Origin of the sequence: Tenacibaculum ascidiaceicola (assembly GCF_047470925.1) — a bacterium.
In the GTDB taxonomy this organism is placed as follows: Bacteria; Bacteroidota; Bacteroidia; order Flavobacteriales; family Flavobacteriaceae; genus Polaribacter; species Polaribacter discolor.
In genome coordinates, this window is sequence record NZ_JAZKJP010000008.1 from 119,426 (window position 1) to 132,376 (window position 12,951).

The 12,951-nt window shown below is 30.0% G+C and carries 13 protein-coding genes; 6 read left to right on the forward strand and 7 right to left on the reverse strand.

Going from position 1 to position 12,951, the window contains the following annotated elements; all coding sequences use genetic code 11:
* Window positions 1–2 precede the first annotated feature (2 nt).
* Entirely contained in the window at window positions 3–260 is a 258-nt protein-coding gene (locus tag VBY68_RS08910; protein ID WP_415269515.1) for a DUF6952 family protein, read from the forward strand.
* 57 nt (window positions 261–317) lie between these two features.
* On the opposite strand, the gene VBY68_RS08915 is transcribed toward VBY68_RS08910, so the two are convergent.
* The 3 genes from VBY68_RS08915 to VBY68_RS08925 all read right to left on the reverse strand — a co-directional run bounded on the left by VBY68_RS08915 (window position 318) and on the right by VBY68_RS08925 (window position 3,094).
* The gene (locus VBY68_RS08915; protein ID WP_273694930.1) at window positions 318–740 is read right to left on the reverse strand and encodes a response regulator; all 423 of its coding nucleotides are present in this window, start codon (window positions 738–740) and stop codon (window positions 318–320) included.
* A gap of 2 nt (window positions 741–742) precedes the next feature.
* Complete coding sequence (locus VBY68_RS08920) at window positions 743–2,617, reverse strand: sensor histidine kinase (protein WP_273694929.1); 1,875 nt, start codon at window positions 2,615–2,617, stop codon at window positions 743–745.
* 96 nt (window positions 2,618–2,713) lie between these two features.
* The gene (locus VBY68_RS08925) at window positions 2,714–3,094 is read right to left on the reverse strand and encodes an Hpt domain-containing protein (RefSeq protein ID WP_415269516.1); all 381 of its coding nucleotides are present in this window, start codon (window positions 3,092–3,094) and stop codon (window positions 2,714–2,716) included.
* A gap of 133 nt (window positions 3,095–3,227) precedes the next feature.
* On the opposite strand from VBY68_RS08925, the gene VBY68_RS08930 reads away from it, so the two are divergent.
* From VBY68_RS08930 to VBY68_RS08950, 5 genes are all read left to right on the forward strand, one after another.
* Window positions 3,228–3,596 carry a response regulator gene (locus VBY68_RS08930; protein ID WP_099214031.1) on the forward strand — a complete coding sequence of 123 codons (369 nt, stop codon included), beginning with the start codon at window positions 3,228–3,230 and terminating at the stop codon, window positions 3,594–3,596.
* A gap of 22 nt (window positions 3,597–3,618) precedes the next feature.
* Complete coding sequence (locus VBY68_RS08935) at window positions 3,619–4,725, forward strand: HEAT repeat domain-containing protein (protein WP_273694925.1); 1,107 nt, start codon at window positions 3,619–3,621, stop codon at window positions 4,723–4,725.
* Between the two features lie 15 nt (window positions 4,726–4,740).
* Window positions 4,741–6,174 carry a glycosyltransferase family 2 protein gene (locus tag VBY68_RS08940; RefSeq protein WP_415269517.1) on the forward strand — a complete coding sequence of 478 codons (1,434 nt, stop codon included), beginning with the start codon at window positions 4,741–4,743 and terminating at the stop codon, window positions 6,172–6,174.
* A 6-nt stretch (window positions 6,175–6,180) separates the two neighbouring features.
* Window positions 6,181–8,592 (forward strand): sulfatase-like hydrolase/transferase, encoded by a 2,412-nt coding sequence (locus tag VBY68_RS08945; RefSeq protein ID WP_415269518.1) that lies wholly within the window; start codon window positions 6,181–6,183, stop codon window positions 8,590–8,592.
* A gap of 119 nt (window positions 8,593–8,711) precedes the next feature.
* Window positions 8,712–9,857: a YaiO family outer membrane beta-barrel protein gene (locus tag VBY68_RS08950; RefSeq protein ID WP_415269519.1), complete on the forward strand. Its 1,146-nt coding sequence runs from the start codon at window positions 8,712–8,714 to the stop codon at window positions 9,855–9,857.
* A gap of 93 nt (window positions 9,858–9,950) precedes the next feature.
* On the opposite strand, the gene VBY68_RS08955 is transcribed toward VBY68_RS08950, so the two are convergent.
* The 4 genes from VBY68_RS08955 to VBY68_RS08970 are packed head-to-tail and all read right to left on the reverse strand — an operon-like array spanning window position 9,951 to window position 12,914.
* Entirely contained in the window at window positions 9,951–11,264 is a 1,314-nt protein-coding gene (locus VBY68_RS08955; RefSeq protein WP_415269520.1) for a DUF3570 domain-containing protein, read from the reverse strand.
* A 27-nt stretch (window positions 11,265–11,291) separates the two neighbouring features.
* Complete coding sequence (locus VBY68_RS08960) at window positions 11,292–11,501, reverse strand: DUF4266 domain-containing protein (RefSeq protein ID WP_099214035.1); 210 nt, start codon at window positions 11,499–11,501, stop codon at window positions 11,292–11,294.
* Window positions 11,498–12,493, reverse strand: a complete 996-nt coding sequence (locus tag VBY68_RS08965; protein ID WP_415269521.1) for an FAD:protein FMN transferase — start codon at window positions 12,491–12,493, stop codon at window positions 11,498–11,500. Before VBY68_RS08965 ends, VBY68_RS08960 begins: the two co-directional genes overlap by 4 nt.
* The gene (locus VBY68_RS08970; RefSeq protein ID WP_099214037.1) at window positions 12,477–12,914 is read right to left on the reverse strand and encodes a thioredoxin family protein; all 438 of its coding nucleotides are present in this window, start codon (window positions 12,912–12,914) and stop codon (window positions 12,477–12,479) included. Before VBY68_RS08970 ends, VBY68_RS08965 begins: the two co-directional genes overlap by 17 nt.
* Window positions 12,915–12,951: the final 37 nt, after the last annotated feature.

Here is a 12,951-nt window from a genome sequence, read left to right on the forward strand (position 1 = left end):
TTATGAAATTACCAGTAATTAAACACTTAACTTCATTTATTGAAGATAATGATCAAGACTACGTACTAGAAACTATTGAAACTCTTGAAGCTTTAACGGAAGTTCCATCGTTAAAAGACGAAGAATTAGACGTAATAGGAGAGTTAATCTCTAATATGTACGGAGCAATTGAAGTTGATAAAATGATAAAAGACGGAACACCTAAAAAAGAAGCGTTAAATAACTTTATGAAACGCGTTTTAGGTTCAATTGACCAATAGTTTTTAGAAAGACATTTTATAGAATCCCAGTTAACTGTTAACTGGGATTTTTTATTTTTAAGAGTGATTAAATTTTGTTGGAAAATTTGAGGCTAAAATACTTTTTAGTTTTTCTGAAGTTAAAGGTTTTGATTGAAACTCATTTATTTGATTAATAGATTTAGCTTTTTCTCTATCATTAGGATCTAAAGATGTAGTAAGCATAATAACAATCTTTTTAGCTTGTCGATTTTTATCAAACTTTTTATACTCTTCTAAGAAATCCCATCCATTCATTTTAGGCATATTAATATCTAAAAAAATAAGCTCAGGATGAGGAGATTTGTCATCAACTTTAGATTTTAAATAAACAAGAGCATCTTCAGCACTTTGTTTACATACAACATGTTCAGTACAGTTTTCTTTTTCTATAATTAACTTATGAAGAAAATTAGTTGCAGGATCGTCATCGATTAATAAAATAGTGTGTAGTTTTTTCATAATTATTGGTTTGGTATTGTAAAGAAAAAGGTACTACCTTTTCCTGGTTTTGACTTAACTCCGATTTCTCCTCCATGCATTCCTACTATCTTGTGACAATGTGCAAGACCAATTCCGGTACCTTCATATTCATTTTCTGAATGTAGGCGTTGAAAGATTGAAAAAATCTTTTTTTGAAATTGCTCAGGTATTCCAATACCATTGTCTTTTACATAGAATTTCCATGCATGATTTTTCTTTTTTGCTTTAATTGAAACTTGAGGAGGAACATCTTTTTTAGAAAATTTTATGGCATTACTAATAAGGTTCTGAAATAATAACCTAAGCTCTGTAGGATAGGCGTCAATAATAGGTAAATCATTATATTCTACAGTTGCTTTATTTTGTTTAATACTACTGTTTAAGTCTTCTATAATATCACTTACTAGAAGATTACAGTTTACTTTTGATATTTCTCTTTGACGACCTAACCTAGAGTAATCTAATAGGTTTTTAATTAAACTACTCATTCTACTAGTAGCTTTCTTTATAAAAAGAAAAAGTTGTTTAGCATTGTCGTCTAATTGATCGTTATATTCTTCATAAAGTATGTCAGAGAAAGCAGCAATAGTTCTTAAAGGTTCCTGTAAATCGTGAGAAGTAATATAACTAAACTGTTCTAGTTCTTGATTTTTTTGTTCTAAGGTTTTTACATATTTAGATGCAAGTAATTCTTCAGCTTCTTTACGCTTTGTAATATCTAATTGAATAGCCATGTATTCTCTAATATAGTCGGTTCTTTTCTTTAGAGGAACAATTGCAGTTTCTGTCCAATATAAAGAGCCGTCTTTAGCTCTATTTTTTACTTCACCAAACCATGGTTTTCCTGAAGATACTGTTAGCCAAGCTTCTGTGAAAAATGAATCAGGATGGTAATCTGAACGAACAATTTCGTTTGTGTGTCCTAGAATTTCTTCTCTAGAATATTTTGAAATTTCACAAAACTTATCGTTTACATATTTAATAAATGTATTTTCATCAGTAATGGCAACAATAGCTATTTTATCTAAAGCTTCTTTAAACTGTAGTAGCTCTGAATTTTTATTAATTAGGTTTTTTTCTAATACTCTTCTCAGAAAATCAGATTTATTTAACCCTATAGAGATAATGTATGTGTATAAAAAACCAGAGAGAATCAGTACTAGGGTATATACAATAATACCAGATTGAGCTCCAATAATATTTTCATTTATTAAGGTTAACATGAAAAAGCTCAAGAAAAAAGGAATTAGGATAATAAAAGGTAATAGTCTTTGAAGAGACCTGCTACCATCACTATTACCTAAAATTGTTTCTTTAAAGCCTATGTTGTATGATTTAAACACCAATAAAAAAGAAATAAAAATAAAAGATACTGCCGTTTGAATAGACATGGTTTTAAAGAAACCAATTTTTGATTCCATTGGAATTCCTAAAATAAAATAAAGGATACTAATTAATGAAATAACTGAAGTTACAAGAGCAACATGTTGGGTAGTGGCTATATAAGCTCTGTTGGTTGATTTTAGACCTGTAAGCCCAATAGAAAAGAAAATAAAACATACGGCTGTAGCTTCTGACATTCTACCAGGATTAACTGCTGAAAAGGTGTCCTTTACAAATAGATTGTCTATATGTAAGTTAACCCTAAAAATATATTCTACAAGAGTTAGTGTGCTGATAAGTAGTATGGTATATGTTAGAATAAAGAAAGGTTTCCTGTATTCTCTTTGTTTTATTCTACAAATAATTAAACTTATTATAGATAATAAAAATAATAAGGCAGTATTGAATTTAGTTGTAGCCCCATCTTTGTTAGTTGTAAATATGAGTTGTTTATGAAAAGCCCATTCAAACATAGTTAAAAGGCTAAAGAGCAAAACTAAATATGTGAACAAGTAACTTATGTATTTAAGTTTTTGTGATTTCATGTAGCGAGGGACTCTGTAAGTAGGTTAATTATTGTTTTTTGAAAAGCAAGAGAGCATTCTCTCGTATTCAATAATGCTTTCGTGATAATTATCTATAACTAAATTTATAAGCAATTTTATTCTTTTAATATCTTTTGATTGGGAACTCAGTTCTTCAATTTCAATAAGTAAATCTTTAGATTTTAGCCCCATAATGGTAAAGGAAGACTTTAAAAAATGAGCTACTTCTTTAATTAAAGTAAAATCTTCTTCATCACTAGCTTTTTTTAGAGTAGCAATTTTCTTTTTACTTTCTGTTAAGAAGACAGAAATCATCTCAACATATAAATCAATATCATCAGAAAGATTCCTGTTTAGAAAATCTAAATCAACAATTTCACTATGAAAACAATTGTTTTTTAACATGGGGGGACAGTTTTTTAAACACGGTTTTAATACAGATAATTAAGTAGTTAAACTAGCATATTTTTGTTATATTTGAGTATTAAGTGTAATTTTTCTATAAAATTAGTAAAAAAAGTATGTAAATAATAATTTAATGGGTAAGGAAAAGAAAATTGTTATAGCTGAGGATAACTCAGTGTTTTTATTATTAATTAAATTGAAATTAGAAAAGGAAGGTTATGAGTTGTTTGTTGCTGAAGATGGAAAAAAGGCAATTGAACTCATAGAAGCTCATCAACCTGATTTGATTTTAACAGATATAATGATGGATTACCTTTCTGGTTTGGAAGTTATAAGTCATGTTAGAAATGTATTAAAAATGGATGTCCCTATTCTTGTTTTTTCGGCTTCAGGTCAAGAAGAAATGGTAACACAAGCGTTTAATTTAGGTGCTAATGATTTTATGGTAAAACCATTAATGCCTAATGAGTTGGTGATAAGGGTAAAACGAATGCTTATGTAAAATAAATTTATCCCTCAACTTTATGGTCCCCCCTCAATTTATCGATTCTTTTTTAAAAGATCTTCCGTCTATTGCCAAAATAATCTGGATACTTGCTACAGTCTTCTTTTTTGTTTTACTAAGTCTTGTCCTTTTTTTAAAAGTGGTGAGGTTTCGTTTAAGAAAAAAAGAAGAATTTATTAAAAACCAGAGTGAGCAATATGAAATTTACATTGTAGACTACCTCTATGCATGCGAAGACTGTATAGAATTAAATACTACTCAAGAGAAACTCATCTCACAAATAAAACTTAGTTTAACAACTAGTATAAACAGAAAAACATTTGTTAATACACTTTTAAAATTAAAAGGAGAGGTTTCTGGTAATATGATTGATGTTATTAATCAATTGTATAAGAAACTAGAATTAGACACACGAGCTCTATCTAAATTAAAAAGTAGTAAATGGCATATAATTGCAATAGGAATTAGAGATTTAAGAAGGTTTAAAGTATTAGAAGCTCAAAGTGAAGTAGAAAAGTATATCAATCATTCTAAAATGGAAGTTCGTAGACAAGCCTACTTATACTTTATAAACTTGTTTGGTTTTAAAGGACTTGACTTTTTAGATAATTTAAAGTCATCAATTTCCGTTTGGGATCGAATAGGAATTCTAGGTGCTTTGCAAGGAGTAAAATCCCAAGAAACCCTTGATACTAGAAAATGGTTAAGTTCTAAAAATGATTATGTTGTGTTGTTAGTCCTTGAATTAGTAAGAGTTTATAATTTAAGAGGAACAAAAGAAGAGTTATTACAACTAATACAGCATAAAAATAGTGAGATTCGTCTTAAAGCAATTAATGTTTTAAACTACCTATATATAACAGAAGCAAAAGAATTGCTAATTAATGCTTATGAAACTTTAACGGTAAAAGAACAAATAGCAGTATTTAAGTTGTTGGAAAATATGGGAGCAAAAGAAGAGGAATCTTTTGTTTTAAAACATGTTGCTAGTAAGGTTTTTGAAATAAAAGTTTTAGCCTTAAAAATTTTAAAACAAATAGACTCTCCTAAATTAATAGGTATTAAAAAAGAAATAAGTAGGCTAGGAAATTTTAAGGTTATTGATTTTTTAGAAAATACCCAGTAATTAAAAAAGAAAACTATGGATACTTCAAGTGTTGCATATTACATATTGTTAATCATTCACTTTTTATTTTTAGGATACTCATTTTTGGTTTTAATATCTTATGGAATACTGGCTGTTTATTCTAGAAAAGAAACAATTTCATATCTGCGAAAAAATAGCTTTGTTAATTATAAAGATATCTTATCATCAAGGTTAGCACCAGGCATTTCAATAATAGCTCCAGCCTATAATGAAAGTTTAAACATCGTAGAAAATGTAAGGTCATTACTTTCTACACACTATGCAGATTATGATGTGATCATAATTAATGATGGAAGTACAGACGATAGTTTAGAAAAGTTAATTAAAGCTTACAATTTAGAGAAAGTAGAATACTTAATTAATGAGCGTATTAAAACAAAACCAATAAGAGCAGGAGTTTTTAAATCAAAAAACCCAGCCTTTGAAAGGCTTATTGTAGTTGATAAAGAAAACGGAGGAAAAGCAGACGCACTTAATGTAGGGTTAAACATCAGTAAGAATGATTATGTGGCTTGTATTGATGTAGATTGTTTGCTGATGGAAGACTCACTACAAAAAATGATTAAACCCTTTTTAGAATATACAGATAGAAAAGTAATTGCTTCTGGAGGAGTCATAAGAATAGCTAACTCATGTATTATAAAAAACGGGAAATTAATAGATATAAACTACCCAAAAGCAACCTTAGTTAGATTACAAATACTAGAATACTTACGATCTTTTTTATTGGGTAGAATGGCATGGAGTAAATTAAATGGATTGTTGGTGATTTCAGGAGCGTTTGGAATGTTTGATAAAAACATAGCCATTAAAGTAGGCGGATATAGTACAGAAACAGTTGGAGAAGATATGGAAATTGTTGTTCGAATGCGTAGGTATATGGAAGAGCAAAACAAAAAATATAAAGTAGCATATATTCCAGACCCTTTATGTTGGACGGAAGCTCCAGAAAGTTATAGAACATTTATATCACAACGAAATAGATGGACAAGAGGAACAATTGAAACATTAAAAACACACAGAGTAATAGGATTCAATCCTAAATATAGAGTTTTAGGAATGTTAAGTTTTCCTTATTGGTTTCTTTTTGAGCGACTAGCGCCTATAATTGAAGTATTAGGAATTATATACTTTACAGTATTACTTTTTATAGGAAGTGTTCATTGGAATTATGTACTTGGATTTTTCTTAGCAGCCTATTTTTCTTCAGTAATTTACACCTTATTAGCAATTTTTTCAGAAGAATTTAGCTTTCATCAATATAAAAAAAAGGGAGTAGGCTTTCAGTTAATAAAGTCAGCATTTATAGAACCATTTTTATTACATCCGGTAGTCTTGTATGCAGCGTTAAAAGGAAATAAAGACTACTATTTTAATAAAAAGCTTAAGTGGGGAAAAATGACTAGAAAAGGATTGAGTAACAAGTAATGAATTATGAAAAAAAGCCTATCAATATATTTAAAAGTACTTGCAGCATTATTAGTAATGTTTTGGTTGTTGGGTGTAGTAGAGGTTTTTGCTAGTTTTAAAGAAACACATACAATTTTTTACGTTACAAAACTTGTTACGTATAAGCTATTACACGCTTTTATAACAGTTGTAATAATAGGAGTGTTATTTTTGCCGATATATTATTTAGTAGGGCTAGGAAATAAAAAAATAGCGGAAATAACAGCCATAGCCCTAGGAGTACTTCTTGTTATAGGAGAGTTTTCTTTGGTAAAATATAGTACAACTACTCTGTTAAATTTAGGAGCAGATCTTTTAGGGTATTCGTATGACGATATTTATAAAACTATTGAATCTTCAGAATCGTTTTCTGTTGTCAACTATCTACTTTTCCTAGTAATTCCGTTATTATTTTTAGTAGTTGTATACCTATTCAAAAAGAAAATACCAGAAAAGCTTTTTCTAAAAACAGCTCTAGGATTGCTAATAGTGGCAGCACTATTAAGGCTCTTTAGTTTAGAATTTAATGAAGCTAAATATCAAAATAAAATAAGTTTTTTAGCAACAGATATTTTAAAATTTAAATTAGACGAAGCACAAACATACAGCTATCAACCAGGAGAAATAAAAGAGTATCCCTTTTTAAAACTATCAGAAGAAACAAAAGATGTGTTAGGAGCTTTTTTTAATAAAAAGTTGCAAAAACCTAATATAGTTATAATTATAATGGAAGGATTAGGGAGTGAGTTTGTAGATGGCAATTCATATAGCGGATTTACTCCATATTTAGACAACCTAATAACACAATCGTTATATTGGGAGAATTTTGTTAGTAACACCGGTCGAACCTTTGGGGTACTACCTTCACTACTTGGATCGTTACCTTTTGGAGATACAGGTTTTTTAGAAATACCCAAAACACCATCACATCTATCGCTATTTAATATATTAAAAGCAAACGGATATACAACATCGTATTATACAGGAACCCAATCTAGCTTTGATAAAATCATTAACTTTTTAGAATATAATAACGTTGATTTTATAGTCGATGAAAATAAATATGGACCATCATATGTAAAAACAGGTGGAGTAGATGGTTTTTCTTGGGGCTACTCAGATGCAGAAATGTTTAAAAAAGTACTAAGCACTATAAAAAATAAAAAGCAACCTAGATTAGATGTAATAGCAACACTTAGTAATCACGAACCTTTTGTGTTTCCAGAGAAAGAGACCTATAAAAAGAAAGTAGACAGTATATTAAATACATCACGAGTTTTTGGGGTGTCTAAAAGAGAAATAGAAAATAAAAAAGATATTTATGCAACACTACTTTACAGTGACAACTCTCTAAAAAACTTTATGGAGAGTTATAAAGAAAGAGCAGATTTTGATAATACAATTTTTGTGATTACGGGTGACCACAGATTAATTCCGGTAGAACAAAAAGATAAACTGTGTAGATTTCATGTACCGTTGCTAATATATAGTTCCATGTTAAAAAAAGCGGAACGCTTTAAATCTGTTTCTTCTCATTTAGATGTAGTTCCGAGTCTCTATTCCTTTTTAACGAATAACTATATGCTAGAACCATTAAAAGAAACTGCATGGGTAGGAATAGGTTTAGATACTACAAAAAGGTTTAGAAATATTCATCAAATAGGCTTAATGCGTTACAAAGGAGGTTTGAAAGATTTTATTGATGGAGAATATTTACTTTCTGATGGAGATTTGTATAAAATAGATGAAGCTTTCGATACCCATAAAATTAATGATGGAAAAATACTTACCGAGGTAAAAAAGTCTTTTGAAGAGTTTAAAGCAATCAATAAATATGTAACTCAGCAAGATAAAATTTATCCAGATGTTATTTATGAAAAGAAGCAAACCAAAATTCAATTTACACAAGAAGAACAAAAAAGTATAAGAGAAATAACCGAAGGAAAAACGTTTGATGAGGTGTTTTTAATAGCAAGATCAAAGGCTTTTGATGGAGATAGGGCGGGAGCGAGACTATTATGCGATTTCATCTTAAATAATATGCCAAATCATGCAGATGCAAGAATTTTAAAGGCTAGAACTTTGTCTTGGGATGGAGAATATAAAGAAGCAGAAAAACTCTTGTTAAATGCCGTTGAAAGGCATCCGTTTTATGATGATACGTATGTTGCTTTGTTAGATTTATACTGGTGGTCTGGTCAAGAAAGTAAAAGTATAGCTGTAGCTAAAGAAGCTTATGTAAATGAAGTCAAAAATCCAGACATAAGTTTTAAGCTAGCAAAAGCACACCAACGATTGAAACAAAAAAATCAGGCATTAAAAATTATGGATAGTCTCTTAACAATATATCCAGACAATAAAGAGTATGTAGAATTAGAAAAAGCATTAAAAGAATGATCCTAAAAAGTATAAAGTATCACCTTTGTATACTGTTAACTTTGTTTGTATGCTCTGTTTTTTCACAACAGAAAGTATTTCAAGGTGATCCTGATGTAGCTTTTGAAAAAGCGAGAAAAATGGCTTTTAATAAACAACGAAAGGAAGCTCAAGATACCTTACGATTTATTTTAACAAAATATCCAAATTATTTAGATGTGCGTTCCTTTTTGGCAAGTACTTATTCTTGGGATGGAAACTATAAAGAGGCTAGAAAAGAGTTTGAATATGTGTTGAAAAAAGATCCAAAAAGGAAAAATGATTGGATAGCAACAATTAAAAACGAGTTGTACGCTTTACTGCCATATAAAGCAAATGACTTGGTGAAAAAAGCATTATCATATTTTCCAGACGATACAGATTTATTATACCTAAAAGCAAAGTCAGAAGAAAAACTGCAAAACCCAGAAGAAGCTTTAATAACTCTAGATAAAATAATTAGTATTGATGCTAACAATTCTAATGCAATTTCTTACAAAGAAAGCTTAATCAATACATTGCGTTTTAATAGCGTTGGATTGAGTTATTCAACAGTTTTATATAATAAAAATGAAAGAGATGCATCTCACTACAGCACACTTAATTATACAAGACAAACAAAATATGGTAGTATTATAGCTAAAATAAACTACTCAAGACGTTTTGATACAGATAATTTACAATATGAAGTAGACTTATACCCAAGAATAACAGATGGTTTATATGCGTACGTGAGTGCAGGTTTTTCAAATTCTAGTTTATTTCCTAAAGTGCGTTATGGAGTAGAATTATATAAGTCGTTACCACTTGGCTTAGAAGTTTCTTTAGGTTTTAGAGGATTAAAATTTTCTGAAACAACAACTATTTATACAGGATCTGTAGGTTGGTATACAGGAAATAGTTACTGGTCATTAAGACCTTATTTTACACCTAATGATAATGGTACAAGTAAATCCGTTACACTAACCTATCGTAGATATTATAGTGACGCTGATAACTATTTTGGCGTTGCAGTAGGGGCAGGATTCTCTCCAGAAATTGACAGATTTCCTGTAAATACAGAGCAAACGGTTGTTTTTGATTTAAAAACACAAAAAATTAGTGGTGAATATGCATTTACATCTAAAAGTAAAAAGCATGCTTGGAAAGTATCAGTAAATATTTTACGAGAAGAAAAAAGTTTTGATCGCGGCGAATATTTTTTACTATACACCTTAGGAATATCTTATGATTTAAGATTTAGATAGAGTTTTGGTTAAAACTCTTATTGGATATAACTTCTGTGTTAAAAATAAAGGCCTCGAATTATAATTCGAGGCCTTTATTTTATGAGAATTTTATTAGTCCATAATAAACTTAAACCCTGCCGTAATTAAACTTGAGTTAAAAGTTGTATTTCTGTCGTATTTATAAAACTTCACATCAATGCTTTTTAGTCCAAACTTCCATATATGTGCTTTTGAAAATATATCAGTATAAGAAACACCAAAACCAAATTGATTAGAAGAATATTTTGAAAGATCATAGTCTGAGGTATAAAAATTGTTTGTAGACAAATGTTTTTCGTAAGCTGCAAAATAATCTGCCGCAGTTTGGTTATAAAATCGGTATGAAGGGTATAATGTAAACTTATCTGTAATCTTTACAGGAATTTCAATACTTGCTGTATGAGAGTTAATTCCCCAATCGTCAAAATAGTAACGATAAAAAGTTCGAATTGTAAGTAACTCGTTCAAGTACCAATTTAGTCTACCACCTAAGGCAATTTTAAGCCTATTGTTTGGTAGTTTTTCGTTAGCATCTGCTAATTGAAAGTTGTCAATAAACGAATCGTCTATATCACTAAAATACACTCTTTGGAAAGGAGTAGAAAGTAAGCCACTTTGCTTAGTAAGATCAAAAGCTAATGAACCCTGTACGTTTTTATGTAAAATTTGAGAAAAACCTAGCCCAAAGGAATAAGAGTTCCTGCCTTTATCAGAAAAATCATTAAAAATAGGATTGTAATTAGGGTTTCCTGTAACTGTATTTTGGATAAATAACGCATCATTTATACCATCACCTCCATCAAAAAAAGGTCTTAATTCATAAGGGTAAATAGTTTTCCAAGTATCTAAGTATATGTTAGCACTAATACTAAGTTCAGTGTTTTTTTCATTAAAAAGTCTCGTGTAACTTCCACCGAAACCTATTGAGGAGTAATCAAACTCTGAAGAAACCGAGGCTTTTGCTGCCCAAATTTGGTTTCTGTCATCAGAACTATGGCTATAATTTCCTGTAAAATTAAACCATAAATCTGAACTTGAGGCTCCTGTAGATGCTTGAAAAGGGTCAGCAGTACCTTTATCAAAAGGATTTACATTACTTGAAGAAGCTGAGGTATAGGCAGAAATACCTGTGTCTAAAGTTAGTACATCATCATCATTTAAAGGAATAGAAACAATAATGTTAGCAGTTATGTCGGTTAATTCCTCCGTACCAACACCTCCACTTACTGCAGCATTATCACCATCTTGGCTATAATAGCTTGTTAAAAAATCTACTTCGGTAGTTTCTAAAACACGTTTTTTGTACACCTTAACTGAGTCTTTAGCTTGTTGAGAGAAGCTAAAGAATGATGTAAACAAAAAAGTTATTGATAAAAAATATTTCAAATTATAATTATTAAAAAATTTAACAAATTAATTGCAGCCGCAACCGCCTCCTGTTTTACCTCCATTAGCTCCAGAAGCTGCTTCTCTATATGAATGCATAGTGGTTACATAGCGATCACATTTTTTTTCCGTAAGTGCCATGTCAGGATCGTTGATATTTATTTTTTCGTATTCTTTTACAGCCACACAGCTTGTGCAGAAGAAAATACTTATACTAGCAACTATTAATTTTTTCATATTTTGTCTATCGTTATATTTTTTGAGGTTGAAATTTCACCTTTATCATCAATAATAATGCATTCAACTTTTGGTAATTGATTAACTCTGTTTATACCAACATTTTTCCCCATTACAAAGATTGATGTAGCTAAGGCGTCTGCTAGTTCTGCTTTAGGAGCAAAAACAGTAACACTAATAATTCCGCTAGAAGGATACCCTGTTCTGGGATCAATAATATGGGTATATCTTTTTCCGTTTAAATTTACGAATTTCTCATAATTTCCAGAAGTAACTACAGCACTATTAATTAAAGGGAAAAGAGCAAATACTTTGTTCTTGTTTAAAGGGTTGGTAATAGCAACTTTCCAAGGTTTACCATCAGGTTTACTTCCCCAAGTATTCATATCGCCTGAAGCATTGATAATACCAGCAGAAACACCTTTAGAAATAAGCAATGTTTTGGCTTTATCTGCAGCGTATCCTTTTCCAATAGCACCAAAGCCAATTTTCATTCCCTTTTCTTTTAAAAAGACAGTATTTTTACTTTTGTCTAGTATAATATTTTGGAACCCAACTTTAGCTACAGAAGCACTTATCTTATTAAGAGGAGGCATTTTTGTCATACTACCATCAAACTTCCATATTCGGTCCATTGAAGCATAACTAATATCAAAAGCACCATCGGTTAATTTTGAGATAGAGATTGCTCTTTTAATAAGTTTAAATAGTTCTGAATCAACGACAACAGGTTTAATACCTGCATTCTTGTTAATTTTTGATGTTTGTGAGTTAATATCCCAAGAAGAAATTAGTTTTTCAATTCTTGTAATTTCAGATACGGCAATATCAATATTTTTGTTTGCTAATGCCGAATCATTTGCAACTACTGTAATGTCAAAACGACTACCCATTAGTTTGAGAGTACGTTGATATGTTTGTTGACCGTAATTATAACTAGTAATTACTAAAAACAGTAGAAGAAAAGAGACTGTTTTATTTAATGAAAGCATTTAATTCGTCAATATATGATACTGGAGTTGTTTTTTTATATCCTGTTTCACCCAATACTTTTCCATCTTTATCTAATACTACAACTAAAGGGAAGAAACCTTTCTTGTTATAAGTTTCAAACAGTTTTGCATTGGTGTTCTGTTGTTCTTTAGATAATTTATTTTTCTTTTTTCTAGGAAAATCTGCTTGTAACATTACATAATGTTCTTTTGCATACTCTTTAAAAGTGTTTGTGTTCCAAACTTCTTTATTCAGCTTCATACATGGAATGCACCAATCTGACCCTTGAAAAACAAGGATGATAGGTTTATTTTCTTGCGAAGCTATTTCTTTTGCTTTTAAAAAATCTGTTTGCCAATCTTGGGCATAAGTAGTGCTTAAGCCTATTAGAAAAAAGATGACAATTGTTATTTTATTCATCGGATTGTTATTTTATTGTATTAATAACGAATTATAT

What these genes read in the sequence shown, in the direction of transcription:
- VBY68_RS08910 (WP_415269515.1), top strand. Translation starts at nt 3, where the DNA reads ATGAAATTACCAGTAATTAAACACTTAACTTCATTTATTGAAGATAAT.
- VBY68_RS08915 (WP_273694930.1), bottom strand. Translation starts at nt 740, where the DNA reads ATGAAAAAACTACACACTATTTTATTAATCGATGACGATCCTGCAACT.
- VBY68_RS08920 (WP_273694929.1), bottom strand. Translation starts at nt 2,617, where the DNA reads ATGTTTGAATGGGCTTTTCATAAACAACTCATATTTACAACTAACAAA.
- VBY68_RS08925 (WP_415269516.1), bottom strand. Translation starts at nt 3,094, where the DNA reads ATGTTAAAAAACAATTGTTTTCATAGTGAAATTGTTGATTTAGATTTT.
- VBY68_RS08930 (WP_099214031.1), top strand. Translation starts at nt 3,228, where the DNA reads ATGGGTAAGGAAAAGAAAATTGTTATAGCTGAGGATAACTCAGTGTTT.
- VBY68_RS08935 (WP_273694925.1), top strand. Translation starts at nt 3,619, where the DNA reads ATGGTCCCCCCTCAATTTATCGATTCTTTTTTAAAAGATCTTCCGTCT.
- VBY68_RS08940 (WP_415269517.1), top strand. Translation starts at nt 4,741, where the DNA reads ATGGATACTTCAAGTGTTGCATATTACATATTGTTAATCATTCACTTT.
- VBY68_RS08945 (WP_415269518.1), top strand. Translation starts at nt 6,181, where the DNA reads ATGAAAAAAAGCCTATCAATATATTTAAAAGTACTTGCAGCATTATTA.
- VBY68_RS08950 (WP_415269519.1), top strand. Translation starts at nt 8,712, where the DNA reads ATGGCTTTTAATAAACAACGAAAGGAAGCTCAAGATACCTTACGATTT.
- VBY68_RS08960 (WP_099214035.1), bottom strand. Translation starts at nt 11,501, where the DNA reads ATGAAAAAATTAATAGTTGCTAGTATAAGTATTTTCTTCTGCACAAGC.
- VBY68_RS08965 (WP_415269521.1), bottom strand. Translation starts at nt 12,493, where the DNA reads ATGCTTTCATTAAATAAAACAGTCTCTTTTCTTCTACTGTTTTTAGTA.
- VBY68_RS08970 (WP_099214037.1), bottom strand. Translation starts at nt 12,914, where the DNA reads ATGAATAAAATAACAATTGTCATCTTTTTTCTAATAGGCTTAAGCACT.